Raw genomic sequence first — 24530 nt, forward strand, 5'->3', positions numbered from 1 at the left:
GCCCTCTCTGGTAGCCACCGCGTTCCCCTGTTTCGAGGCCGTTCCCGCCCGATTCAGCAGTAACACTAAGGTATTCCGGCAATATTCCCCACCCCATGGGACTACGTATGGTAGCACTCACCAAGGGGGTCCCGGACTTCCGGGAGGGACAGGTATCGTTCAACGAGGAGGGACATCTCGAACGCGGGAAGACGCCGACGGTGATGAACCCGAACGACAAGCACGCGCTTCGCGCGGCGTTCCAGAGCCGGGTCCGCCACGGCGGCTCGCTGGACGTGATGAGCATGGGGCCACCGGGGTACAAGGAGGTGCTTGAGGAGGCCATGCGAACCGTCTACGCCGACGACCTCTATCTCCTCTCGGACCGGGAGATGGCGGCGGCCGACACGTGGGCGACGGCGATCACGCTCTCGGCGGGCCTCGAGAAGCTCCCGTACACCCCCGACCTCGTCTTCGCGGGGTTCAAGACCGCTGACGGAGAGACGGGCCACACCGGCCTGCAGACCTGCTGGTGTGTGGACGCGCCGGTCATCACCCACGTCATCGCGCTGGACGTGGACGAGGAGCACGGAACAGTGCGCGCGAAACGCCTCGTCGAGGGTGACGTCGAGGAGATCGAGACCGTCGAGGCGCCGATGCCCGCGTTCATCGTCGCGGACCCGGAGTTCGAGCCCTCCTATCGGCGCGCGGGCGAACGGCTCACCTGGAAGGACCTCCGGGCCGACACACAGGCGCGCGCGGCGGACTACGAGGACCACCTCACGGTCTGGGACCACGTCGACCTGAACCTCGACCCGGATTTCATCGGGCTCGACGGCTCGCCGACCATCGTCTCCAGCGTCGACCCCATCCCGAAGGCTCCGGCCGAACGGGAGGCGACGATGGTCACGCCCGACGACGAGGACGGGATGGCCGAGGTGTACGACGAGCTGGCCGCGCTCGCGGGGGGTGAGTGACCATGGCGGCCCCAGCGTTCGACCCGGGGGAGTTCCCCATCTCCGAGCTCGGCCCGAAGATCAAGGACATCGAGGACCTCGAGGAACTGGAGGCGCTCCTCGAAGCCGAGCAGGCGGGGGAGGCCCGCGCGGGTGCGATCGCGCTCATCGAGAGCCGCATCGAGAAGTTCTCCGGGGACGACGCGGAGGAGCCGGGCGAGCTCGACCCGAGCGAGCTGTCGCTCGCGGAGATCGGCAACGCGGTGAAGGAGATCGACGACCCGGAACGGCTTGAGGCCCTTCTCGAAGAGGAGGAAGCCGGCGAGGACCGCGATGCGGCGAAGCGGCTCATCAACCAGCGGCTCGACTCGGTGTCGGGCAGTGACGAGGAGGAGGTCGAGATCGACACGCGCTCGCCCGAGGAGAAACACCCCGAGTTGAACCATCCGACCGCGGACAAACGCCACGTGCGCGCGCTCGAGGACGGCACCTACGGCGACATGTGGGTCTACTGTGAGACCCAGCAGGGGGAGCTCATCGACGTGTCGCGCGAGATGCTCGGGAAAGCGCGGGAGCTGATGGACGGGTACGTCGAGGAGTACGGTGACGAGGAGGCCGTCGTGGCCGTCCTCATCGGCGACGACGTGGCCCGGCTCGCGGACGAATGTATCGCCTACGGTGCGGACCGCGTCGTCTACCAGGAGGACCCGAAGCTCGACCGCTTCCGGCACAAGCCCTACACGGAGGTGTTCTGCGACATGGCGCGGGCCGACTACGACTGGAAGGCGTACGACGAGCCACGGTACGTGCTGTTCCCGGCGACGAACAACGGGAGGGACCTCTCCGCGCAGGTGCAGGCGGAGCTGGACTCGGGGCTCGCCTCGGACTGCTCGGGGCTCTACATCGAGAACACGGTCATCTCCAACCCCGTCAAGGTCGGCGCGGCGGGCGAGAAGAAGGAGTTCGAGCGCGTATTACACATGAAACGCCCCGACTTCTCCGGGTTCGAGTACTCCACCATCCTCTGTCTGGACAACCCCACGCGGGAGTTCCACCCGCAGGGCGGGTCGGTGATCCCCGGGAGCTTCGAGGTTCCAGACCCCGACCCCGAGCGGGCGGGCGAGACCACGGAGCACACGACCGACCTCGACGACGAGTGGTTCCGTGTCGAGGTGGTCGACCACGACGTCGTGGAGGGGGGTGTCGACCTCACGGACCACGAGGTCATCGTCTGTCTCGGCCGGGGGATCGGCGACGACCCGACGAGAGGGATGGAACTCGGGCTCGAACTCACGAACCAGTTCGCAGACGCCGACCTCGGTATCACTCGTGGCATCGTCACCTCCTCCTACGAGTTCGACGGGCACGTCGAGCAGTACGCGAAGGAGGAACGCCAGATCGGCGAGACGGGACAGGTCGTCGCCCCCACCCTCTACATCGCCGCGGGGGTCTCCGGCGCCATCCAGCACAAGGTCGGGATGGACGAGTCGGACACCATCGTCGCCATCAACACGGATCCCGATGCCGACATCCGGGACTTCTCGGACTACTTCATCGAGGGCGACCTGTTCGAGGTGCTACCCGCACTCATCGACTCGCTGGAGGCGGGCGAGCTGAAACTTCCGGTGGCGGCCGACGGTGGGAGCGTCGCGGAGACCGGGGGTGATGACGCATGACCGAGCGTGAGCACTACGAGGCGATCGTGGTCGGCTGTGGCCCCGGCGGGGCGGCCGCGGCCGCCCGGCTCGCCGACGCGGGCGTCGAGACGCTCGTGCTCGAACGCGGGGTCGACGCCGGGTCGAAGAACGTCTCCGGCGGCCTGCTCTACGCGGAGGAGTCGTCGCCGTACACCATCGACGACCTGTTCCCCGGCTTCCGCGAGGCGGCCACGGAGCGACCCATCACCGAGTACCACATCCACAACGTCTCCGGCACCCGGGTGAAGTCGTTCGACATCACCCGACTCCACGACCACGACACGGAGTGGTCGGACGCCGTCCTCCGGCGAAGGATGGACGGCTGGCTCGCGACGCAGGTCCACGAGCGCACCCGCGAGACGGGTGGTGGGCTGCTCACCGAGGTCCGCGTCTCGGGGCTCTTGCGGGAGGGTGGTGAGATCATCGGCGTCGAGACGGAGGAGCTCGACCCCATCGAGGCCGACGTGGTCATCGCCGCGGACGGCGTGAACAGCCGGCTCGCGCGCGACGCGGGGCTGATGAACTGGGACGAACCGGAGCAGTGGTTCCAGGGGGTGAAGGCCGTCGTCGACTGCCCGGACGTGAACGACCGGTTCGGTATCGACGAGGGGGAGGGCGCGGCGCATCTCGTCTCCGGTGACCTGTTCGAGGACGTGCGGGGTGGGGGGTTCCTCTACACGAACGAGGACACCCTCTCCATCGGCACGGTGTTCCACCTCGATAGCCTCGTCGCGGAGGGGGCCGAACCCCACCAGCTGCTCGACGCGATGCTCACCCATCCCCTGCTCGCCGACTGGCTGGGCGACGACTACCGCGAACGGGAGTACGCGGCGAAGCTCGTCCCCGACTCGAAGAAGGTGGCCCACCCGTCACCGCATCAGGGGCGGCTGATGCTCGTCGGCGACGCCGCCGGCCAGATGCAGGCGCAGGGGCCCATCATCAAGGGGATGAACCACGCCGTCACCGCGGGCGCGCTCGCCGCGGAGGCGTTCGTGGAGGCGCAGGGGCGGCGCGACCCCGACTCGGCGGGCGAGCGCTACGAGTCCAAACTCCGTGAGACCGGCACGATGGCGAAGCTCCGGCCGAGCCGCTACCAGCTCGCCGGGACGGTGGGCGAGCAGGGGACCATCGCCGGGGTCACGGATGCGCTCGTCTCGTCGGCCGTCGGGCGGCTCGGGATTCGGTTGCTCGGCGACCGGCTCGGCCGGCTCTACGGCTCACCGTTCCTCGCGGGGATGATCCCCGACACGAAGACGCCGTACGTCACGCTCCCGACGGTCATCGCGGAGGAGCTGGGTGACCCCGTCGACGGGGAGAGCCGCATCGAGGTGCCGTCGCTCGCCGACCGCATCGGCGAGCTCACCTACGACACGGACGTCGGGAACCCCCACATCGAACTCCTCGACAACTCCTGGGGGGCGAGCGGGGCCGCGGTGTCGGCCTGCCCGGTGAGCGCCCGCGGGTTCGGTGGCGGCTGCTACCGCGAGGAGGAGGTGAAGGTGAACGGCTCCACGGAGCGCGTCGTCAGCCTCGACACCCAGCCCTGCGTCGAGTGCGGGACCTGTGCGGTCGTCGCCGACACCGAGTGGGACCACCCCCGCGGCGGGAAGGGCGTGGAGTTCACGCAGGGATGACCCGCTACGCCGACCGGATCGACGCGCTCGCGCGCCGTGCCGAGCGGGACCGGCAGGCGTTCGAACGCGGTGAGGTGCCGGCCACTCCGGCACAGGCGTTGACGTATCTCCGAGAGGGGGTGGGGCCGGCCGTCGCGCTCTACATCGACGCGCGGACGGGAAACGAGACGGTCCGGTTCAGCCACCGGGAGTTCGACCGCCTGGAGCGGGCGATGAACGACTGGCTGGCGCTGTACACCGCCTGCCACGGCGTGCGGACGGAGCCGGAGTTCACCGTCCGGGAGGCCGCGCAGTTGCTCATCGACACCCACCACATCGGGGACGTGGCGCGCCTGCTCACGAAGGTGCCCGCGCGCGAGCCGGGTGCCCCCGCCCGAGACGCTCGCGAGTAGCCGATCCCCCCGTTTCACCCGGTTCCGGCAAAAACTGTTAAGTACCGTCTTGTGGTAACATATACCATGAAGTTCTCCGACGAACTCCAGTTCTCGCACCGCGACCGCCGTGACATCTACGAGTACATCGAGCGCTACGGCACGGTCGACTACGAGCAGGCTCGGAAGGCGCTGGGGATGGACCCGGAGGCGTTCGGTGCCCACGTCACCGTCCTGAAGCGTGACGGGGTCATCGAGCGCGACGAGGACGAGCTCCGTATCGCGTTCGAGGGGATCGATATCGAGACGTTCGACTGCGACGGCGTCGACGTCACCATCCGACAGGCCCACGAGGACGACCTCGACGGGCTCGTCGACGCGATGCACGAGGCGCTCGCGGAGAAGACGTACATCGTCGGCGAGAACATCGCCGAGACGCTCGAACACGAGAAGGTGCTGCTCCGGCACAACGAGGTCTCCTCCCGGAACGTCTTCGTCGCCACGGCCCGCGGCGAGGTGGTCGGCTGGGTCCACCTCGACCACCCGGAGACCGAGGCGCTCGCCCACACCGCCGAACTCACCGTCGGGGTCCTCCCCGACTACCGTGGAAAGGGCATCGGCGAACAGCTGCTCGACCGTGCGGTCCGCTGGGCCGACGAGAACGACATCGAGAAGGTGTACAACTCCGTGCCGGCGACGAACGAGCGGGCCATCGCCTTCCTCGAGGACCACGGCTGGGAGACGGAGGCCGTCCGCGAGGACCACTACCGCATCGGCGACGACTACGTCGACGAGGTGATGATGGCGGTCCGGACCTGACCGACCCGAGTTAGGGCCACTCCGCCCCCTCGATGGGCTCCGCGACCACCCCGTCCTGCTGGACCAGCGCCCGCCCGTGAGCGGTGCACACCGTCTCGACGCCGGCCCACGGGATATGGAGCCGGACGGCCGCCTCGGCTCGACACCCCTCCTTCTCGCACTCCATGGGCAGGCTTGCCGGCGCGGCACCAAGTGTGTTACTCTCTCGCGTGGCACCGAATCACCAGACGGCGCCAGCACGGACGCTTTATGCCGGTCGGGTATCCAGTCGCCGTATGGCGATCGATCCGCAGTTCGAAGAGAATCGTGAGGTGGTCGACGAGCACGAGGGCCACCGCGTCTGGGGCCCGGTCGACGAGCCGGAGACCCTCGGTATCCACGGCACGCACGTCGCCGTCGATTTCGACATCTGTCTGGCCGACGGCGCGTGTCTGGAGGACTGCCCCGTCGACGTGTTCGAGTGGGTCGACACGCCCGGCCACCCCGAGAGCGAACGGAAGGCCGACCCGGCGAACGAGGCGAACTGCATCGACTGTATGCTCTGTGTGGACGTCTGCCCCGTCGACGCCATCGACGTGGACGGCTCGCGAGAGACCCGCATCTGACCCCCAACACGTTATTGTCAGTGACCCCGTAGCTCTCTCATGCAACTCGGGGTGGCGAGCGAGCGGAATATCCGGCCGATAGCGGTGCTCCACGTGGACGACGACCCGAGTCTCTGTGAGCTCGCGGCGGTGTTCCTCCAGGAGGTCGAACCGGTCCTTCGCGTCACGCCGGTCACGTCGGTGGAGGCGGCGTTCGACGCCCTCGACGAACGGACGTTCGACTGCGTAGTCTCCGATTACGACATGCCGGATATGACCGGTCTCGACCTCCTGGAGGGGGTTCGCGAGCGGGACGGCGACATCCCCTTCATCCTCTTTACGGGGAAGGGCTCGGAGGAGATCGCGAGCAAGGCGATTCGGGCGGGTGTCACCGACTACCTCCAGAAGAGCCGCGGCGTCGACCAGTTCACCGTCCTCGCGAACCGCATCGTCAACGCGGTCTCGAAGTACCGCGCGGAGGCGACGCTCGAACAGCGGGCCCGCCAGCAGGCGGCGCTCGCCACGCTGGCCCGCCTCGCAATCACGGGCGTCCCTCCCGACCAGCTCCTCGATACCACCTGCGAGGAGGTCGTCCACGCGCTCGGGGTCGACGGCGCCCTCTGTTGTTCGCTCTCGGCGGGGGCGAGCATGCGGGTGTCGGCGGTCGGCGGCGAGCCGTTCCTCGCTGTCGGCGACCGGCTTCCGACCGGGAAACGCTCGCAGGCGGGCTACACGCTCATCGCCTGCGAACCGGTGGTCGCCGAGCCGGACGAGTCACGGTTCACCGACGAGGCGCTCGCGGACGTTCTCTCCCGCGTCTCCGTTATCGTCGGCGACCCGGACGAGCCGTGGGGAGTCCTTTTGGCCGGCTCACACGCCCACCGGTCGTTCACCCCGGAGGACGTGTTCTTCCTTCGGAGCGTGGCCGACCTCCTGGCGACGGCGCTCATCGCGCGTACCACCCGCGAGCCGGTCTACGTCGAGGAGACGGACCTCGACGCCCTCGTCGAGCTCGTCGAGACGATGACGGCTCCCGAGCCCTTCGCCGACCGGCTCGCCGCCGCGCTCGATCTGGGGTGTTCGTATCTCGGCGTCCGGTTCGGCTTCTTCACCCACCTCGACGAGGAGACCCAGACGGTGCTGGCGGCCGCCGGCGACCACGACCTGCTCCAGCCGGGGCAGTACGGCCCGGTCACGGAGAGCTACTGTCGGAAGGTGCTCTCCAGGGGCGAGCTGCTCGCGGTCCACGACGCCGTCGCCGCCGGCTGGGTCGAGGACCACGCCTACGAGGTGTTCGGGCTCGGCTGTTACGTCGGCGAGGAGGTCGTCGTGGCCGGTGACACCTACGGGACGATCTGCTTCGCCGACCGCGACCCGCGGGAGGACCGGTTCACGCCGATCGAGCGCTCGTTCGTCAGGTGTCTCTCGCAGTTCGTGAGCCGCGATCTCGAGGGCGCGAGCGCGTCGGCCGCCGCCGCGGGACAGACCGCCGCGCTCGACACTATCGCGTGGGCGCTCGACGAGCACCTGGACGACGCGTTCACGGTCCTCGAAGGTGCGTTGACGCTCGACGGCGACCCCTCGTCGCCGGTCGGGGAGACGCTCGACCGACTGGTCGCACTCGGGGATGCGCTCGAAGCGCTCGCCCGGTACAGCCAGCCCGTGGAGACGCCGGAGCCGGTCGCCCTCGACCGCGTCGCGCGGGAGGCGTGGGAGCGGGTCGACGCGCCCGCCGACCGGCTCACCGTCGAGGCGGTCGAACTACGGGGGGACGCCGACCGCCTGCGGACGCTGTTCGAGGTGGCGTTCGCGGCCGTCACCACGACGGACCCCGAGAGTACGGTCACGATCGAACGGATCCCGACCGGGTTCCGCCTCCGGACGGACACGCCCGCGTTCTTCGAATCGGGGTTCGCGTTCGACGCCGAACCGGCGCTGTGGCCCGTCCGCGCGATCGCGACCGCCCACGGCTACACGGTGGCCGCGACGGACGCCACGCTCACGTTCACGCCGGCGGCCATCGACTCGCTGGCCGAGGCGAAGGCTAATCAATCGGGGGGATGACTGTCGTCCATGGCACGCATACGGGTTCTTCACGTCGACGACGAGCCCGAGTTCACGACCGTCACCGCGGAGTTCCTCCAGCAGGAGCGCCCCGCGTTCGAGGTCGTCTCCGTACACGACGCCGAGCGCGCGCTCACCCGGCTCGAAACCGACGAGATCGACTGTGTGGTCTCCGACTACGAGATGCCCGACACCAGCGGGCTCGAGCTCCTCCGCGCCGTCCGCGAGCGGGACCCCGACCTGCCGTTCATCCTCTTTACGGGGAAGGGGTCCGAGGAGGTGGCGAGCGAGGCTATCTCCGCGGGCGTCACCGACTACCTCCGGAAGTCCGTCGCCCCCGAGCAGTTCACGGTGCTCGCGAACCGCATCGAGAACGCCGTCGCCCGCTCCCGGGCCGAGACGACGCTGACCCCCGCGCTCCCTGGCTCCCTCGACACTCCCGCCTCCGACGAGACCCGCGCGGCGGTCGCCGACATCGCGGCCGACACCCTGGATCGGTCCCCTGTCGGAACGCTCCTGCTCGACGAAACGGGACAGGTCGTCTGGGCGAACGCCACCGTCGCGCGGTTCTTCGGGCTCGACCGTGAGGGGCTGGTGGGCCGGGACGGCCAAGCGCTCGTCGAGTCGACTATCGTCGACATGATAGAGGCGCCGGCGGCGTTCCGGGACCAGGCATTCGCGAGTGCCGACCCCGACTCCGGGGTGTTCGAGTGTCACGTCCTCCCCGACGAGGACCGGGAAGAACGGTGGCTCCAGCACTGGAGCCAGTCGCTCGACGCCGGCCCCTTCCCCGGGGGGCGAATCATGCACTTCTTCGACGTGACGCCCCGAAAACAGCTGGAGGAGGAGCTCAGGGGTAACGTCGCGGCGTTACGGGAGTTCCACGCGATCGCGACGGACCACGAGATACCGTTCGCAGAGCGGTTGGAGAGAATACTCGATGTCGTCCGCCGACTGCTCGGGATGGATGCCGGCTTCTTCACCCATATCCACGACGATATTCAGGACATCGTCGCGGCGGAGGGCGATATCGAGACCATCGTCGCCGGCGACTCCGGGCCGCTCGATGTCTCTTATTGCCGCCACACGCTCGAGAACGAGACGGTGACGACCGTCATCGACGCAGAAACCGAGATGGCCGGTGACCCGGCGTACGAGACGTTCGGGCTCGCCTGTTACATCGGGGCTCCCGTCGAGGTCGATGGCGAAATACACGGGACGATCTGTTTCGCCGGGACCGAGCCTCGAGAGGAGCGGTTCTCCGAGTTCGAGCGGACTTACATCGGGCTGCTCGCGGAGTGGCTCGGCTACGAACTCACCCAGCGGCGCGCGGCCGCGGCGCTCGAACGCCAGAACGAGCGGTTAGCGGAGTTCGCCTCGCTCGTGAGCCACGACCTGCGCTCCCCGCTGTCGGTCGCACAGGGGTATCTCGGCCTCGCGCAGGAGGTCGGCGACGACCGCCACTTCGAGCGCGTCGAGCACGCCCTCGACCGGATGAACACCATCATCGAGGACGTGCTCGCGCTGGCCCGGCTCGGTGGGCACGTCGAGAACCCCGTCCCCATCGATCTCGCCCAGCTCGCCGAGGAGGCGTGGGACGGCGTCGAGACGGCCGGTGCGACGCTCGTCACCGAGGAGGGCACCATCGAGGGGGACGGGAAACGGCTCCTCCGGCTGTTCGAGAACCTCTTTCGGAATTCCGTGGACCACGGTGGAGATGGTGTCACGGTCCGCGTCGGCCCGCTCGCCGACGGGTTCTACGTCGCGGACGACGGCCCCGGTATCCCCGAGGACGCCCGCGAGAAGGTGTTCGAGGGCGGCTACACCACGAGCGAGCAGGGGACGGGGTTCGGCCTCGCCATCGTCCGGGAGATCGCTGAAGGCCACGGCTGGACGGTCTCGCTCACCGACAGCGAGGCGGGTGGGGCCCGGTTCGAGTTCCACGAGGCAGACGCGGACCTGATTCACGAGTAGCGCGCGGCCTCCTCGTGGGCTGCCTCGCTGCCGTAGGTCTCCACGAGCGGCTGGTAGGCCTCCCCGAGCGCCCGCATCGCGGCGCGTTTCGAGACGTAGCCCACGGCGTCGGCGACGGCCTCCCACTCACGGGCCTGCAGAACTTTGGCGGCGAGCAGTTCCGCCGTCCGTCCCTCGACCTCCCCCGTCGTGAGCGCGCGGAGCGCCAGCCCCCGGAAGGCGCTCGGATGGGCGTCGTAGAGCCCCGGCCCGAACGCCGCCGCGGCGACGAACCGCCACTCGCGGTCGGAGAGGTCGGGGACGGGTGCGGGGTCGCTCGCGGCGAGTGCCGCGCGCGCCACGGCCGGGTCCATATCCGTGAGCGCGTCGGTGAACACGCCCGGGATTCGCCGGTGAAACCAGTCGACTGAGCGCTCGTGGAGGTCCCGACCTGCGTCCGAGAGCGGGTGTATCATCAGCGCGGAGTACTCCCCGGAGGTGTCGTTGCGCGTCGTCGAGAGGTGGACGGTCCGATACCCGTTGTGCCCCCAGAAGCGACACAGCTCGGGCGTCGCGCCGTAGCCGACGCCGAGGTAGTCCACCTCGCCGTCGAACTCCTCGCGCACGCTGTCGAGGAGCGCCGAGCCGAGCCCCCGCGAGCGCACGGCGTGGTGGGTGGCGATGCGCATCACCCGAACGCCCTCGGGGGCGGCCGCGTCGATATCCCGGAGCTGTGAGGTGAGCACGTCGGGGAGCATATGCCCCCGGACCCGTGCGCCCTCGTACATCTCCGTGCGCGTCCCCTCGGAGAGTCCGCCCTCCCGCGCGAGCAGGGCGACGGCGACGACGTGCCCGTCGTGGGTGAGTGCCCGGGCCGTGAGGTTCGGGGCGTCGAGCAGTCGCGCCAGGTCGTCGGGTTCGGTCCGGTAGTGGGCGTAGACGAGCAGGCCGAACGCCTCCCGCAGGCGGTTCTCGTCGGCCACCAGCGCGTCGGGAGGCAGCCGCTCGTAGGTGGTGTCCGCGGGCGTCACCCCCTCGACGAGGGGGTCGACGGGGGGCCGCGCGTCGAGCAGCAGCGCGCGGAACGCCCACACCTCCACCGGGTCGCCGGCGGCGTGACGGATGGGCTCGCGCATCGTCACCTGCGTCACGTCCCGCTCGGAGTCGTCGAGGTGTCCCCGGAACCGGACGGAGAAGCCCCGCCCGGCCCCCTCGTAGCCGTGGACGGTGGTCGTGAACGCCACGGGTCGGTCCCCCTCGGTGAACTCCTCTAAGAGGCGGACGGGGAGCGCCGCGGCCTCGTCGACGATGAGTGCGTCCGCGTCCGCATCCGCGGCGTCGGTCGGGGCACGATACCGGACCCGGCCACCCGATGTCGCGTGGACCGCCCGGTCACCTTCCTCGGCGAACGCGCCCAGCGATTCCAGCAGCGCCCGCGCGCGGACGAAGACGGCCTCGGCGCTCCGGTACTGCGGGGCCGTGACGAGCACGTCCCGTCCGTCGAGTGCGAGTGCACCGGCCGCGATTCCCGCGGCGCTGGATTTTCCCCGTCCGCGGTTGGCCTCCACGACGACGGCCGTCTCAGTCTCCAGGAGGGATTCGAGCGCCTCCACGGCCGCTTGCTGGTCGGCCGTGAGACAGGCCGCGTAGGCCGCGTCCGGGAAGCGACTCTCCGTGGGCGGTTCGGGGGCCGGCTCCGGGCGACGCGGGGCCGGATAGGTGCGCCCGTCGCGCTCCAGCGTCCCCGCGTCCGCGTCGTAGATGGCGATCCCCCGATGGACGCGGAGCGTCTCCGCGAACCGGTGTTTGAACTGACCGCTCACGTCCTCGATCGTGTAGGGGGGGACGACGAGCCGTTCGTCGAAGCGGTCCCGGCGGTCGGGCCACGTCGCGAGCGGGGGTGTGAGGAGGACGAGCAGCCCACCGCCGTCCACCGCACCGACGGCTCGCCCCACGGCGTTCGGCGAGAGCGCGTCGTGGCAGTCCACGACGATGGCGTCGCGCGTGGTGCCGAGCAGCTCCCCGGACTGCCTGAGCGTGAGATGCTCCGCCGGGGTTTCGAGCGTCGCCTCCGAGAGCACCGACACGTCCCGGTCCTCGAACGGTTCGAGCGCACGCTCGGCCGCGTCGTACGTCCGTTCGCGTCCGCCCGCACAGACGAGCACGCGGCGCTCGTTGACCGATTCGGCCTCGGCGACGAGCGAGCGGACGAACTCCATGTTTTCGCTCCACCCGGCGACCCCAAACCGCTGACGGTTGGTGCCCTCTCGGATCTGCCCGGGCGTACCACCAGGGCGGTATCAGCACGCCCGTCGATAGACCGATCGCTCTCCGTACGGCTATATCTGACACAATAGTGATGTGATGAGCGGGACGGTGACGCTCGAAGAGTATTACTTAAAACTGATAAATCATGCTTAAGATAAATTATGTAAATTGGTTAGATAATATAGGAACGAAAACTCTGAAACTGCCCAAAATGGTCTGTATAGGGTTGAGAATAGATGTCTTCGTTTTTTGTTGAGGCGCTATCTCTGTCGGGTGAGCGTGACTCTCCAAACTGGGCTTCAAATCCAGATAATAGGAGTGAAAGCCGTTCTAAACGGGTAATACTATCTTCAATGCCTCTGTGGTACAACACTATTGTGTATTAGTATGTCTTAGTAAAGATATTTTATAATTCTTCGGTATCGCGTAGACTGCCGAATCGGTGATCGGGGCGGGTGTGCTGAGAACCACCCATTTCTAACAAAACTAATGCTGTTATTCTCATCACACACGTCCCGCGAGCCGTCGTCTCCAGTTGGCATATATACATTCGTCTCTCAGGAACGTATCGTACATTGACAACTTATCTACCGGGTAGAGGGTCTGATGAGTCGGTTTTCAGAACTCTCTCGGAAGAACGTTCCCGAAATACGGATGAAATTGCCGAGAGTAGGGGGGTCCACCCTTCTATTCGTCCGTTTCTCCCCGACATTTACGCCTGATTGCGACCAGTGGCCACGATAGAGACTGACACACCCGTGGAACTGTAATAAACGTCCATGGTGGCCAAACGCTCCCACGTACTACTATGGTGACACCTCTCAGGGGGGTGATTTTTACCACCGGACACGCAAGTCGGTGTATGAGCGAACACGACTCGCCTCCCGGGCTCAAAACGACCGCCATCTCCCTGCGGTTGGTGGATACGATCCTCGAGCTCAGAGGGGCGAGTCTGGCGGAGCTCGCGTCGGCGACCGGGCTCGCGAAGAGCACGGTCCACAACCACCTCCAGACGCTCGCGGCGTACGGCTACGTGATCAACACGGACAACCGGTATCACCTCGGGGCGAAGTTCTGTTATCTCGGCGACTACGTCCGCACGCGGAAGGCGTACCACCGGGTCGCGGAGGAGACCGTCGAGTGGCTCGACACCGTCTCGACGATGGACCCCGACTTCACCGTGGAGGAACACGGCCGCATCGTCACGCTCTACGGCGACCTCGAGTTCTCGAACTCGCCGCGATTCCTCATCGAGGGGAGTCCGTTCCACGTCCACACGACCGCCTCCGGGAAGGCCATCACCGCGGAGTACCCCGAATCCCGGGTTCGGGAGATCCTCGACAAGGAGGGGCTCCCGGCCGTCACTGACCGGTCGATAACGTCGAAGGAGGAGTTCTTCGCGGAGCTCGAACAGGTCCGCGAACAGGGGTACGGTGAGAGCCGCGGTGAGTCCATCGAGGGGTTCTGGGCCGTCGCCAAGGCCGTGAAATCCCCCCGTGGCGAGGTGTACGGCTCGCTGAACCTCAGCGGTCCGGAGTACATCGTCGACGACGACACGAAGGCCCAGCAGGTCGAGCTGTTAGAGCGCGCCGTCGAGCAGTTCGAACGGAAGGTCGCGGAGCTGTAGCGACGGGCAGAATCCCGGGCGCTACTACGCGGGTAACGCGTCCTCGGGAACGGTCCCGTCGTCCGTCCAGCCCCGGATGTCGTAGTACTCGTCGATGGCTGCCTCCAGCCCGTCGATGTCGTAGGGAAGCGTGTCGTCCGCGCGGTCGAACCCGCGCTGATTGTTGAAGTGGCGCTCCAGAGTGACGACGCGCTCACCGACCGCGAGGAGGGTCTCGAAGTCGGCCCCGAACAGCGCCTCGTAGCGCTCGGGGGTCATGTAGTCGCGGGAGAACTTACAGACGACGCCGCTGTCGTTCAGCGCCATCTGGTTCTCCTTCTCGACGAGCCGTTTGGGTTTGCCGTCGAACCCCTCCGGCGGGTAGGCGTCGTCCGAGTCGACGAGGGGGTACTCCTGGGAGTAGAACACGGCGTACATGTGGTCGGCACCGCGGTTCGCGACGGCGTAGGAGAGCCCCTGCCCGTGGAGCACCCGCCCCTCGTGTGCCGCGAAGTCCATCCCCTTCACCGTCCAGTTCTCGACGCCCAGCTCGTCGTGGACGCGGTCGATGCCCTCCGCGAGGTCGTCACCCACGCCCTCACGGTGCGCGATGCGCTCGACGAGCTCGTGGATGAGCTCCACGTTGCCGAACTCGTCCTGGCTCGCCAGATACGCCGCGACGGTGTTCCCACAGGAGATGGCGTCGAGGCCGTAGCGGTCACACAGCTCGTTGGACTTCATCACGTCGACGATGTCGTCGACGCCGGAGTTCGACCCGAACGCCATCGCCACCTCGAACTCGGGGCCTTCCGTCTCCACGCCAGCCTCCTCGTCCTTCGTCGGGAGCTTACAGGCGAACGCACAGGCCGAGCAGGTGCCTTTCTTGTACTTCTTCTCCTCGACGGCGTCGCCGTTGATCCCCTCGACGCCCTCGAACTGCTGTTCGGAGAAGTAGTAGGAGGGGAGCCCGTCCAGCTCGTTCGCGAGGTCCATCACGGCGACGGTGCCCTGGCGTTTCATGATGTGGTCGTCCGTGGCGGCCTCGCGGTGGATCTCCATCTGCGTGGCGGGGATCTCGATTTCGGGGGCCGAGTCACCGGCGAAGGTGAGCGCCTTCACGTTCTTCGAGCCGAGCACCGCACCGAGCCCGCCGCGGCCGAACGCCCGCTCCTCGCTCGTCATGACCGAGGCGAAGCGAACCTGGTTCTCACCCGCGGGGCCGATAATCGCGGTCTGGTCGGCGCCGATGTCGTGCTCCTCGTCGAGGAATTCGACGGTCTCGGGAACCGTGGCGCCTTCGAGGTTCGGCACCGCTTCGAACTCCACGCCCTCGTCCGTCACGTGCACGACGACGAGCTCGTCGCTCTGCCCGGTGAGTTCGACGACGGCGTTCCCGGTGTCGGCGAAGTGTCGGGACATGAACCCGCCGGCGTTCGACGAGCAGAGGCCGTCGGTGAGCGGCGACACGGCGGTGCAGTTCATCCGTCCGGTGAAACTCATGTTCGACGCCTGCATCGGCCCCGTGGCGAAGTAGACGCGGTTCTCCGGACCGAACGGGTCGGCGTCGAACGGGACGCGGTCGTGTGCGAGCTTCGTCGCGACCCCGCGACCACCGATGTAGGCCTCCAGCACGTCGTCGATCTCCTCGCTGGTCGCCTCGCGAGCGTCGAGGTCGACCGTGAGCAGTGGGCCACTCGTGTGTAGCATTGTCACGACACTCTCCCGCGAGGGGGAAATCGGTTACGGTATCTGTGTATGGCGTCAGCGAGAGTCGGTCATCTGCTCGCATCGAAACCAGATACTGTGTACGTCTTCCATAGGAAGCGTGGACAAATTTTTTATAATCGTTCCACATGACATCGGGTATGGTCGCAGGGCCGCCGATTCACGAGTTACACTTCGAGGACGCACCGAACGTGGACACGGTTCCGGGACCGAAATCCCGCAAGCTCATCCAGCGGCAGCAGGAGATCGACAGCAGTGCCGTCGCGTATCCCGAGGACATCCCCATCGCCTTCGAGGACAGCAAGGGGGCGACCGTCCGCGACGCCGACGGCAACACGTTCATCGACATGTTCGCCGGCATCGGCGTGATGAACGTCGGGCACGCGAACCCCTACGTGCTCGAGGCGGTCCACGAACAGACGGACAAGTTCGTCCACACCGTCGACTTCCCGACGGAGGCCCGGCTCGACCTCATCGAGAAGCTCGACGAGATCGCCCCCGGCAGTCTGCAGGGGAACAACAAGGTCGTCTTCGGCGGCCCGACCGGGAGCGACGCCATCGAGGCCTCGATCAAGCTCGCGAAGTACAACACCGAGGGGAGCGGCCTCGTCGCGTTCCGGGGCGCGTACCACGGCGCGACCAGCGGGGCGATGAGCCTCACGGGCAACAAGAAGTTCAAGGAGGCGTACACCCCGCTGCTCCCGGATACGGTCCACGCGCCGTACCCGAACCCCATCGAGATGGAGAAGGGTCCCCAGGAGGCGGTCGACCACGCGCTCGAGGAGGTCCAGGCCATCTTCGAGGACCCGTACGGCGGGCTCGCCAACCCCGCGGGCATCTTCGTCGAGCCGATCCAGGGCGAGGGCGGCGTCGTCACTCCCCCGAAAGGGTTCCTCAAGGGGCTCCGCGACATCGCGGACGACAACGACGTGCCGCTGGTCTTCGACGAGATTCAAAGCGGGCTCGGCCGCTCCGGGCAGTGGTGGGCCAGCGAGTGGTACGACGTGACCCCGGACGTGATGACCTCGGCGAAGGCGCTCGGCGGCACCGGCTTCCCGCTGTCGGCGACCATCTACCACGAGGACCTCGACACCTGGGGGTCGGGCGACCACGCCGGCACGTACCGCGGGCACGTCGTCGGGATGCGCGCCGGCACCCGTGCCATCGAGTACATCCAGGAACACGACCTGCTGGCGCACGCCCGCGAGCTCGGCGAGTACATCCGGACGCGGCTCCGCGAGGCCGCCGAGGGGAACCCGCGGCTCATCGACGTGCGCGGCAAGGGGCTGTTCATCGGCGCGGAGTTCGTCGACGAGGCGGGCAACCCGGACGACGAGGCCGCCGACCGGCTCCAGGACTACTGCTTCGAGCACGGGGTCCTCGTCTGGAAGGCGGGGCGCCACGGCAACGTCCTCCGGCTGCTCCCGCCGCTCGTGCTCACCCACGAGCTCGCGGAGACGGCACTGGACGTCATCGTCGAGGGTATCGAGACCGTCACGACCACACGCCAGACGGCCTGATCCGAACGAATGACTCTCCGACGCGTCATCACGGACGAGGCACCGCGCAACGACAACCCGTACTCGCAGGCGGTCCGCGCCGGCCACACGCTGTACGTCTCGGGGTACGGCCCCGTCGACCCCGACAGCGGCGAGGACGTGGAGGGCGGTATCGGTGCCCAGACGGACCGCGTGCTCAGCAACATCGAGGCGGTCGTCGACGAGGCCGGCGGTGACGGGCTGGACGACGTGGCGAAGGTGACGGTCTACCTCACCGACCTCGACGACTACGACCGGGTGAACGAGGCGTACGACGCGCGGTTCTCGGAGCCGTACCCCGCGCGCGTCTGCGTGGAGGTCTCGGAGCTCCCCGGTGAGGTCGACGTGGAGATGGACGCGATCGCGTATCTCGAATAGACTCAGTCGTTGAGCTCTTCGACGCGCTGGTCCCGCTGTTCTCTGGCCGCGTCGACGTGCTCTATGAACTCCGTCATCTGTGCTTTCATATCCGTCCGCAGGTCGGCGACGGAGAACTCGTCGGACTCGGCGAGCAGCCGGACGAACGCCTGGAGCTCGTCCTCCGTGATCTTCTCGAAGTCGCCACTCTCCAGTTTGTCGATCACCTCGTCGACGTCGATCTGGCCGACCGGATCGACGTTGAAATCGACGGTCACCATCCGGTAGTCGGAGCCGGCGAGCTTCTGTTCTCCCTTGTTCACGCCCTCCGAGAGCATGTCCTTGAACGGCGTGTAGTAACCCATCGTTCCCAGATGGAGGAACGCGAGCATGTCGGTGATCCCCTGCGTGTAGGCGTCCCGGTCGTCGTCGTCGGGGTTGAACACCGTCTCGCGGTCGCGGTCCTCCAGACTCTCGAAGAGGATGGTGAAATCGAGGATGGCGTTGCGAAGCCGTCGCCGGATGCGGTTCCGCTTCTGTTTCTTCGAGTGGTCCGTGTAGTCGGTCTTCCGCTCGAGCAGGTACTCCCGGTCGCTCGGCGTGAGGATGCCTCTCCCCCGGTCCGCGGAGTACGCGAGGCCGGTTCGTTCCTCCTCGGCGGCGTCGTCTTCTTCCATATACAGTAACTGTGTACAAATCCCGTTAAACCTTTCGACAACCCCGTCTATACCACGGTCACACTCCTGAACGGGTGGTTCGTGAGGGTTCGGTATACAGATTGTGTATACTCTCCCGGAGTTCGGTGAGCAACCGATCCCCGTTCGCGACCTCCGCATCAGGACCCGTTGTGGGCAGGTGGTTTCCTCACTGGAGGTGGCGGCTCTCCGGCGGATGGCCGGCTGTAAACGCATTCCGTATCCGACATCCCCAGTAATCGTAACCTTTATGGTCTTTATGGTAGATTGCCGTGCTGTATGCCAGAAGGTGGCACGGCTGGCATCGAGACAATGATGCACGATAGCGAACCCACAGACCACGGTAGGACAGGGCGCACAGTTTCGCAACCGGTCGTCGCGGACGCTCACGCACGACGCGGTCACGGGGGTGAGAACGGATGAGTAACGCTGAGTCCGGTCCGATACAGGAGTTCCTCGACGAGGTCGAGCCGACCATCTTCGGGTTCGGTGCGGCCATCACGCTCATCTTCGTCATCGCGTTCAGTCTTCGCCCGGACGCGTCACTCGAGATCGTCAACGGGATCCGACTCTGGATTCTCTCGACGTTCAACTGGTTCTTCCTCTTGGTGATGCTCGGGTTCGTGCTGTTCCTCGGGTTCGTCATCTTCGGGCCGTGGGGACGGCTCACGCTGGGCGATGAGGACCCCGAGTACAGCTTCCTCTCGTACTTCGCGATGATGTACTCGGCCGGCCTGGCAGCGGGGATCGTCTTCTGGGGCCCCGCCGAGGCGATGTTCCACTACGCTTCCGTTCCACCCCTGTTCGGTGGCGTGGAGGCGAAGACCGCCGCGGCGATGCCCATCGCCGTCCAGTACTCGCTTTTCCACTGGAGTATCACCCAGTGGTCCTGTTTCACGGTGATGGGCCTCGGCATCGGCTACTTCGTCTACAACTACGACGCCCCGCTGCGGGTGTCGGCGGTGCTGACGCCGGTGCTCGGTGCGGAGAACGTCGACGGGCCGCTCGGGAAGATCGTCGACATCCTCGCGGTGTTCGCGACCCTCGGTGGCGTCGCGACCTCGCTCGGCTTCATCGGCAGTCAGTTCATCACCGGGCTGAACTTCCAGTGGGGTATCCAGCTGGGTGATCTCGGGACGGTTCTCATCATCACCGGGATGGTCGTCATCTTCACCATCTCGCTGGTGCTCGGTGTCGACCGGGGGATCCGCCGGCTGTCGAACTTCAACATGGTGCTGTTCCTGCTTTTGATGGTCGCGACGCTGGTCTTCGGGCCGACGTTCCGGATCCTCGAACTCGGCACGCAGGCGCTCGGGGGATACATCGGCAACTTCTTCGAGATGAGCCTCTACTCGCAGGCGGCCCAGAGTTCGACCCAGAAGTGGGTCAACATCTGGACGGTGTTCTACTGGCTGTGGCCCCTCGCGTGGTCGCCGTTCGCGGGGCTGTTCATCGCCCGCATCTCGCGTGGCCGCAGCGTGCGTGAGGTCGCGTTCGCCGGTATCGGCGCGACGTCGCTGGCGACCATCCCGTGGTTCGCCATCGTCGGTGGGGCGGGCGTCCTCATGCAGCACAGCGGGACGGCACAGATCCTCGGCCCGGTCTCCGAGTTCGGGACGGCCGTCTCCGGCTACGTGCTGTTCGGGAACCTCCCCATCGTCGGGCCGATCCTCCTGTTCGCCTTCCTGGTGCTCGTGACGACGTTCTTCGTCACGTCGGCCGACTCCTCGACGCTGGCCGTCGCGATGATGACCAGCGGTGGGAAGGCGGAGCCGTCGGCGGTCAACCGCGTCTTCTGGGCCGTCCTGCAGGGTGCCGTCGCGTCCATCCTGATGGTCGTCGGTGGCGTGCAGGCGCTCCAGTACGCGGCCATCATCTCCGGCGCCCCGTTCGCGCTCATCTGTCTGGTCACGATGATCGGCCTGATCCGGACGTTCCAGAAGGACTTCGGGTCGGTTCTCCTCCGCGATGAGACGACTCTCTGGGGTCGCCCGGATAGCTCCGGTAAGTCGGGGGCCAACGTGGCCGCCACGGACGACGACTGACGGACTGCGGCGCGGTTCTTTTTTTGCGGGTGCCTCGCGACACACCGGGAGCGTCCCGTCCATTCACCTGTCGGATAACAAGTTTTAATGGACGGTGTACACATTTGTTGTGTATGGACAGGGATGTCGCAGAGCCGGATATCGGAGGGTATCCCGGCCCCAACGCACAGCGGTGGATCGAGTTCCATTCCGAGCACGCCGCCCCGAGCGAGTACTCCCACGAGTTCGTCTGGGACGTGACCGCCGAGGCCGACGGCCCGTTCGTTACCGATGTCGACGGCAACGTCCTCTTGGATTTCACCTGCCACATCGGTGCTGCCCCGCTCGGCTACAACAACGAGAAGGTGCTCTCGAAGCTCCGGGAGTTCGACCTCGTCGAGCCGATGAAGATCGCGGGACAGGACATGTACTTCGGTGCGGGCCCCGACCCCGCGGACGCGGAGTTCCCCGGCGCGAGCCACCTGATGGACAAACTCACGGACGTCTCGTCCCACTACGGAATGGACACGGTGTTCCTCTCGAACTCCGGCGCCGAGTCCGTGGAGAACGCCCTGAAGATCTGTCACGACTACAAACAGTCGGCGAAGTACGCCTACGCCTTCGAGAACAGCTTCCACGGGCGGACGGTCGGGACGCTCTCGCTCACCAAGTCGAAGGAAGTGTACACGCGCCATTACCCCCAGATGGCGGGTGTGGAGACGGTGCCGTTCTGTGACTGTCCCGGGATGACCGACTGCACCTGCGGGTTCTTCCCCGGCGACGGCTCGCGGCTCCGGAACGCGCTCTCGCCGGAGGGCGGCCACGTCAACCCCGAGGAGGTGGCGTTCGCCATCCTCGAACCCATCCAGGGCGTCGGCGGCTACCGCTTCCCCAACGAGGAGTTCATGGCCGAGGTCGGCGACGTCTGTGACACCTACGACATCCCGCTGGTCGTCGACGAGATCCAGTCCGGCGTCGGCCGCACCGGCGAGATGTGGGCCGCGGACCACTACCCCATCGAACCGGACGTCATCGCGAGCGCGAAGGGGCTCCGCGTCGGCGCAACCGTGGGAAAAAAAGAGCTGTTCCCCGACGAGAAGAACCGCCTCGGCTCCACGTTCGGCGGCGGCGACCTGCTGGCCTCCATGCAGGGGGCGCTCACCCTGGAGGCGATCGAGGAGTACGACCTGCTGGCGAACGCGACCGAGCGCGGCCGGCAGGCGAGAGAACTGCTCCGTGACGACGCCCCCGACCACGTCGAGGACGTGCGCGGCAAGGGGCTGATGCTCGCGGTGGAGTTCGACACCCCCGAGCGCCGCGACGCCGTCGTCGAGGCCGCACTGGAGCGGGGGCTCCTGACGCTCGGCTGTGGCAAGAAGACCATCCGCCTGCTCCCACCGCTCGACTCGACGGAACGCGAGATCGAGCTGGGGACCGGCCTGTTCTGTGAGGCGATGCAGGCGGTCGCCGGAAAAGCACTCGCCTGAGGGGACCGCTCCCGTCGTCTGCCCCGTTCGTCTGCCCCGTTCGTCTGCCCCCGTCCCCTCCCCGTCGTCAGTTCTCGCAGCTACTCTCCGGCCGTCCCGAGGCCGTGGTCCACGACCGCGACCCCGTCGAGCGCGTCCAGCTGGCCCACCAGCTCCCCGAGATGCGCGGGCCCGCTTCCCCGTAGCTCGAGTTCGACGGGAATCCGGTTCGGCTCCCCGGACGCGGACCGGGGCACGCGCTGGACTCCCTCCAGCCCCCCACCCTCTCGCTCGACCGTCTCCGTCACGGCACCGAGCGCGGTCGGCCAGTCGTCCACCGCGAGCCGGACGGTCGTGAACCGCCCGAGCGCCTCCTGCCCGACGCGCGTCAGCTCCGCGTGTTCGGTGAGGTCGGTGTTCCCGCCGGAGACGACGGCGGCGACCCGCTCCCCCTCGACGTCGACCGCGCCGGAGAGCAGGGCGGCGACCGGGGCCGCACCGGCCGCCTCGACGACGGTCTTCGCGCGTTCGGCCAGCAGGGTCGTCGCGACGGCGAGGTCCGTGTCGCTCACCGCGACCACGTCGTCGACCCGTTCCCGGATGACGGCGAACGTTCGTTCCAGGAGTCGGGCGTCCGCGATCCCCTCCGCGACGGTGTCGATCTCCGAGAGGCGGTGTATCTCGTCCATCTCCAACGAGGGCTTCGCGTGGGCCGCGCCCTCGGGCTGGACGCCGACGACGCGAACGCCCGAATCAGCGTTCATCGCGGTCGCGATACCGGAGATCAGCCCCCCGCCGCCGATGGAGACGAGGACGGTGTCGAACGCCGGATTCGCGTCGCGGAGTTCGAGCCCGACCGTCCCCTGGCCGGCGATGATGCGGTCGTCGTCGAACGGGTGGATGAACGTCCGGCCCGTCTCCTCGACGAGCTCGTGGGCGTGGGTGGCGGACGCCTCGTAGACGTCGCCGTGGACGACGACCTCCGCGCCGTAGCCGCGCGTCGCCTCGATCTTCGCCGCGGGCGTGATCTCGGGGACGACGATGGTCGTCTCGATTCCCAGGATATCGCCCGCGAGTGCGACCCCCTGCGCGTGGTTGCCGGCGCTGGCCGCGACGACCCCCCGATCGCGCTCTGCGGGGGAGAGCTGTGCCATCGCGTTGTACGCCCCGCGGAGCTTGAACGAGCCGGTCCGCTGCATGTTCTCCAGTTTCAGATGCACCGTCTCGGCCCCGCTCCGGTCGGCGAACGTCGTCGAGCCGTCGAGTGGCGTCCGGTGGACGACCCCGTCGAGGCGGTCGGCCGCGGCCCGCACGTCCTCGATGGTCACCACGTCGTCCGCGGCGGGGACGTCCCCCTGGGAGACCGACTCCCCGCTCATCGGTCGGTGCCGTCGACGGAGAGAATCGCGTTCGTGAGCACATCCACGCCGATGGGGAGGCTCCGCTCGTCCACGTCGAACGTCGGCGTGTGGTGGCTCGTCGGGTGGTCCGTGCCGACGATGCAGTAGCAGGCGAGTCCGCCCTCCTCCTGGACGCGCTCCATCAGGAACGTCGCGTCCTCGCTCGCGCCGAAGTCGGCCGTGGGCGTCACCATCTCGACCCCGGTGACGCCCCGTGCGGCTTCCGCGACCACGTCGACCAACTCGGGGTCGCTGTCCGCACGCGGGCTCTTGCTCACCACGTCGACGGTCGCCTCACAGCCGTGCATCGCGGCCGCTCCGTCGAACGTCCGGGTGAGTTCGTCCAGAACGTACTCCATGAGCGCCGTCGTCTCACCGCGGACCTCGGCGACGGCGTGGACGTCCTCGGCGATGACGTTGCTCGCGGTCCCCCCCTCCACTCGGCCGACGTTGACCCGGGTCATCCCATCGGCGTGGCGCGGGATGCCGTAGACGTTCTGGATGGCCGCGCCGAGCGCCTGCATGGCGTTGTCGCCGTCCTGTGGGGCCTTCCCGGCGTGTGCGGAGGTGCCCTGGATATCGACGTCGACGTGGGCCATCGCGAGGGGTTTCTCGATGCCGGCGACGACCGTTCCCGTGGGGTGGTCGAGCCCGATGTGGACGGCAAAGAGGTAGTCGAGGTCCGCGGCGTACTCGCTTTTCGCCATCGGGGCGCCGCCGCCGGAGACCTCCTCCGCGGGCTGGAAGAACACGACGAGCCGCCCCGAGAAATCGCTCTCCAGTATCGCCTCGGTGACCGCGAGCCCCCACGTCATGTGGGCGTCGTGGCCGCAGGCGTGCATCGTCCCCTCGATGTTCGAGCGGAACCCCTCGGCCGCGGGCTCGTGCTCGTCTTCGATCGATTCCTCGATGTACAGCCCGTCGATGTCCACGCGCAGGCCGACGGTCGGTCCCTCTCCCTGTTCGAGCACCGCGATAGCGCCCGTGTTCCCGCCCTCCATCAACTCGAGGAGGTCGGCGTCCACGCCGTTGATGCGGGCCCGTTCGTGCCACTCGTCGAGGGTCTCGTCGTCGGGAACCGCCATCCGGTCGGCCGGGTCGTACGCCTCCGGGCCGACGGCGAGTTCGTCGACGCCGATGCGTTCCAGCTCGCGGACGAGCCGTGCCGTCGTCTGGAACTCACACCAGCCGGGCTCCGGATGCTCGTGGAACTCCCGGCGTAGCTCACGCAGCCGTGGATTGATCGTCTCCGGCATGTGCAATCGTACCAACCCCCACGCACTTAAGAGTAAACACTTACCGTTGATACCAGCTACACAAAAGGACTAATACGCTGCCTGCTGTCGGCTGAGATACGCCGATTCGAGCGAGAGCGAGGTCGCTCTCGATGCTCG

Annotated in this window: 19 protein-coding genes; 13 read left to right on the top strand and 6 right to left on the bottom strand. The window is 67.3% G+C overall.

Annotated elements, in window-relative coordinates:
- Positions 1 to 107 precede the first annotated feature (107 nt).
- The 5 genes from ACQUQR_RS01290 (at position 108) to ACQUQR_RS01310 (ending at position 5456) form a co-directional block, all read left to right on the top strand.
- Entirely contained in the window at positions 108 to 956 is an 849-nt protein-coding gene (locus ACQUQR_RS01290; RefSeq protein ID WP_435194116.1) for an electron transfer flavoprotein subunit beta/FixA family protein, read from the top strand.
- A 2-nt stretch (positions 957 to 958) separates the two neighbouring features.
- A complete protein-coding gene (locus tag ACQUQR_RS01295) occupies positions 959 to 2611 on the top strand; it encodes an electron transfer flavoprotein subunit alpha/FixB family protein (protein WP_435194118.1) in 1653 nt (550 codons plus the stop codon).
- Positions 2608 to 4266 (top strand): flavoprotein, encoded by a 1659-nt coding sequence (locus ACQUQR_RS01300; protein WP_435194119.1) that lies wholly within the window; start codon positions 2608 to 2610, stop codon positions 4264 to 4266. The genes ACQUQR_RS01295 and ACQUQR_RS01300 overlap by 4 nt, the downstream gene beginning before the upstream one ends.
- Entirely contained in the window at positions 4263 to 4658 is a 396-nt protein-coding gene (locus tag ACQUQR_RS01305; protein ID WP_435194121.1) for a hypothetical protein, read from the top strand. Before ACQUQR_RS01300 ends, ACQUQR_RS01305 begins: the two co-directional genes overlap by 4 nt.
- A gap of 66 nt (positions 4659 to 4724) precedes the next feature.
- On the top strand, positions 4725 to 5456 hold the full coding sequence (locus ACQUQR_RS01310; RefSeq protein WP_435194123.1) for a GNAT family N-acetyltransferase: 732 nt from the start codon (positions 4725 to 4727) through the stop codon (positions 5454 to 5456).
- 10 nt (positions 5457 to 5466) lie between these two features.
- On the opposite strand, the gene ACQUQR_RS01315 is transcribed toward ACQUQR_RS01310, so the two are convergent.
- Positions 5467 to 5622 carry a hypothetical protein gene (locus ACQUQR_RS01315; protein ID WP_435194125.1) on the bottom strand — a complete coding sequence of 52 codons (156 nt, stop codon included), beginning with the start codon at positions 5620 to 5622 and terminating at the stop codon, positions 5467 to 5469.
- A gap of 109 nt (positions 5623 to 5731) precedes the next feature.
- Here ACQUQR_RS01315 and ACQUQR_RS01320 point away from each other — a divergent pair, with 109 nt between their 5' ends.
- From ACQUQR_RS01320 to ACQUQR_RS01330, 3 genes are read left to right on the top strand one after another with little or no spacing between them, the layout of a single operon-like run.
- The gene (locus ACQUQR_RS01320) at positions 5732 to 6061 is read left to right on the top strand and encodes a 4Fe-4S dicluster domain-containing protein (protein ID WP_435194126.1); all 330 of its coding nucleotides are present in this window, start codon (positions 5732 to 5734) and stop codon (positions 6059 to 6061) included.
- A gap of 39 nt (positions 6062 to 6100) precedes the next feature.
- Positions 6101 to 8104, top strand: coding sequence for a response regulator (locus tag ACQUQR_RS01325; RefSeq protein WP_435194128.1), 2004 nt, complete (start codon positions 6101 to 6103; stop codon positions 8102 to 8104).
- Positions 8105 to 8113: 9 nt separating this feature from the next.
- Positions 8114 to 10078 carry a response regulator gene (locus ACQUQR_RS01330; protein WP_435194129.1) on the top strand — a complete coding sequence of 655 codons (1965 nt, stop codon included), beginning with the start codon at positions 8114 to 8116 and terminating at the stop codon, positions 10076 to 10078.
- Here ACQUQR_RS01330 and tmcA read toward each other — a convergent pair.
- Positions 10069 to 12276, bottom strand: coding sequence for a tRNA(Met) cytidine acetyltransferase TmcA (gene tmcA, locus ACQUQR_RS01335; protein WP_435194130.1), 2208 nt, complete (start codon positions 12274 to 12276; stop codon positions 10069 to 10071). The two genes, ACQUQR_RS01330 and tmcA, sit on opposite strands and share 10 nt — an antisense overlap.
- Positions 12277 to 13187: 911 nt before the next feature.
- Here tmcA and ACQUQR_RS01340 point away from each other — a divergent pair.
- Positions 13188 to 13952 carry an IclR family transcriptional regulator gene (locus ACQUQR_RS01340; protein ID WP_435194131.1) on the top strand — a complete coding sequence of 255 codons (765 nt, stop codon included), beginning with the start codon at positions 13188 to 13190 and terminating at the stop codon, positions 13950 to 13952.
- Between the two features lie 24 nt (positions 13953 to 13976).
- Here ACQUQR_RS01340 and ACQUQR_RS01345 read toward each other — a convergent pair whose 3' ends face one another.
- On the bottom strand, positions 13977 to 15638 hold the full coding sequence (locus ACQUQR_RS01345; protein WP_435194132.1) for an aldehyde ferredoxin oxidoreductase family protein: 1662 nt from the start codon (positions 15636 to 15638) through the stop codon (positions 13977 to 13979).
- Positions 15639 to 15796: 158 nt separating this feature from the next.
- Between ACQUQR_RS01345 and ACQUQR_RS01350 the strand changes: the two genes are divergently transcribed.
- A complete protein-coding gene (locus ACQUQR_RS01350) occupies positions 15797 to 17176 on the top strand; it encodes an aspartate aminotransferase family protein (protein ID WP_435194133.1) in 1380 nt (459 codons plus the stop codon).
- 9 nt (positions 17177 to 17185) lie between these two features.
- Positions 17186 to 17572, top strand: coding sequence for a RidA family protein (locus ACQUQR_RS01355; RefSeq protein ID WP_435194134.1), 387 nt, complete (start codon positions 17186 to 17188; stop codon positions 17570 to 17572).
- Positions 17573 to 17574: 2 nt separating this feature from the next.
- Here ACQUQR_RS01355 and ACQUQR_RS01360 read toward each other — a convergent pair whose 3' ends face one another.
- Positions 17575 to 18228, bottom strand: coding sequence for a hypothetical protein (locus tag ACQUQR_RS01360; RefSeq protein ID WP_435194135.1), 654 nt, complete (start codon positions 18226 to 18228; stop codon positions 17575 to 17577).
- 437 nt (positions 18229 to 18665) lie between these two features.
- On the opposite strand from ACQUQR_RS01360, the gene ACQUQR_RS01365 reads away from it, so the two are divergent.
- Together ACQUQR_RS01365 and ACQUQR_RS01370 are read left to right on the top strand one after the other, a co-directional pair.
- Positions 18666 to 20291 carry a BCCT family transporter gene (locus ACQUQR_RS01365; protein WP_435194137.1) on the top strand — a complete coding sequence of 542 codons (1626 nt, stop codon included), beginning with the start codon at positions 18666 to 18668 and terminating at the stop codon, positions 20289 to 20291.
- 113 nt (positions 20292 to 20404) lie between these two features.
- Positions 20405 to 21757, top strand: coding sequence for an aminotransferase class III-fold pyridoxal phosphate-dependent enzyme (locus ACQUQR_RS01370; RefSeq protein WP_435194139.1), 1353 nt, complete (start codon positions 20405 to 20407; stop codon positions 21755 to 21757).
- A gap of 80 nt (positions 21758 to 21837) precedes the next feature.
- Here the strand turns inward: ACQUQR_RS01370 and ilvA are convergent, their stop codons facing one another.
- Positions 21838 to 23115, bottom strand: coding sequence for a threonine ammonia-lyase (gene ilvA, locus ACQUQR_RS01375; protein ID WP_435194140.1), 1278 nt, complete (start codon positions 23113 to 23115; stop codon positions 21838 to 21840).
- Entirely contained in the window at positions 23112 to 24392 is a 1281-nt protein-coding gene (locus ACQUQR_RS01380; RefSeq protein ID WP_435194142.1) for an amidohydrolase, read from the bottom strand. The genes ilvA and ACQUQR_RS01380 overlap by 4 nt, the downstream gene beginning before the upstream one ends.
- Positions 24393 to 24530 lie beyond the last annotated feature (138 nt).

It is taken from the genome of Natronomonas sp. EA1 (assembly GCF_051195035.1).
Lineage (GTDB): Archaea > Halobacteriota > Halobacteria > Halobacteriales > Haloarculaceae > JBNTJV01.

Excerpts from the sequence above, each read along its gene's own strand:
- ACQUQR_RS01340 (WP_435194131.1), top strand. The coding sequence starts at position 13,188 with ATGAGCGAACACGACTCGCCTCCCGGGCTCAAAACGACCGCCATCTCC.
- ACQUQR_RS01295 (WP_435194118.1), top strand. The coding sequence starts at position 959 with ATGGCGGCCCCAGCGTTCGACCCGGGGGAGTTCCCCATCTCCGAGCTC.
- ACQUQR_RS01350 (WP_435194133.1), top strand. The coding sequence starts at position 15,797 with ATGGTCGCAGGGCCGCCGATTCACGAGTTACACTTCGAGGACGCACCG.
- ACQUQR_RS01325 (WP_435194128.1), top strand. The coding sequence starts at position 6,101 with ATGCAACTCGGGGTGGCGAGCGAGCGGAATATCCGGCCGATAGCGGTG.
- ACQUQR_RS01310 (WP_435194123.1), top strand. The coding sequence starts at position 4,725 with ATGAAGTTCTCCGACGAACTCCAGTTCTCGCACCGCGACCGCCGTGAC.
- ACQUQR_RS01305 (WP_435194121.1), top strand. The coding sequence starts at position 4,263 with ATGACCCGCTACGCCGACCGGATCGACGCGCTCGCGCGCCGTGCCGAG.
- ACQUQR_RS01290 (WP_435194116.1), top strand. The coding sequence starts at position 108 with ATGGTAGCACTCACCAAGGGGGTCCCGGACTTCCGGGAGGGACAGGTA.
- ACQUQR_RS01360 (WP_435194135.1), bottom strand. The coding sequence starts at position 18,228 with ATGGAAGAAGACGACGCCGCCGAGGAGGAACGAACCGGCCTCGCGTAC.
- ACQUQR_RS01315 (WP_435194125.1), bottom strand. The coding sequence starts at position 5,622 with ATGGAGTGCGAGAAGGAGGGGTGTCGAGCCGAGGCGGCCGTCCGGCTC.
- ACQUQR_RS01300 (WP_435194119.1), top strand. The coding sequence starts at position 2,608 with ATGACCGAGCGTGAGCACTACGAGGCGATCGTGGTCGGCTGTGGCCCC.
- ACQUQR_RS01320 (WP_435194126.1), top strand. The coding sequence starts at position 5,732 with ATGGCGATCGATCCGCAGTTCGAAGAGAATCGTGAGGTGGTCGACGAG.
- ACQUQR_RS01355 (WP_435194134.1), top strand. The coding sequence starts at position 17,186 with ATGACTCTCCGACGCGTCATCACGGACGAGGCACCGCGCAACGACAAC.
- ACQUQR_RS01330 (WP_435194129.1), top strand. The coding sequence starts at position 8,114 with ATGGCACGCATACGGGTTCTTCACGTCGACGACGAGCCCGAGTTCACG.
- ACQUQR_RS01380 (WP_435194142.1), bottom strand. The coding sequence starts at position 24,392 with ATGCCGGAGACGATCAATCCACGGCTGCGTGAGCTACGCCGGGAGTTC.
- ilvA (WP_435194140.1), bottom strand. The coding sequence starts at position 23,115 with ATGAGCGGGGAGTCGGTCTCCCAGGGGGACGTCCCCGCCGCGGACGAC.
- ACQUQR_RS01370 (WP_435194139.1), top strand. The coding sequence starts at position 20,405 with ATGGACAGGGATGTCGCAGAGCCGGATATCGGAGGGTATCCCGGCCCC.
- tmcA (WP_435194130.1), bottom strand. The coding sequence starts at position 12,276 with ATGGAGTTCGTCCGCTCGCTCGTCGCCGAGGCCGAATCGGTCAACGAG.
- ACQUQR_RS01345 (WP_435194132.1), bottom strand. The coding sequence starts at position 15,638 with ATGCTACACACGAGTGGCCCACTGCTCACGGTCGACCTCGACGCTCGC.
- ACQUQR_RS01365 (WP_435194137.1), top strand. The coding sequence starts at position 18,666 with ATGAGTAACGCTGAGTCCGGTCCGATACAGGAGTTCCTCGACGAGGTC.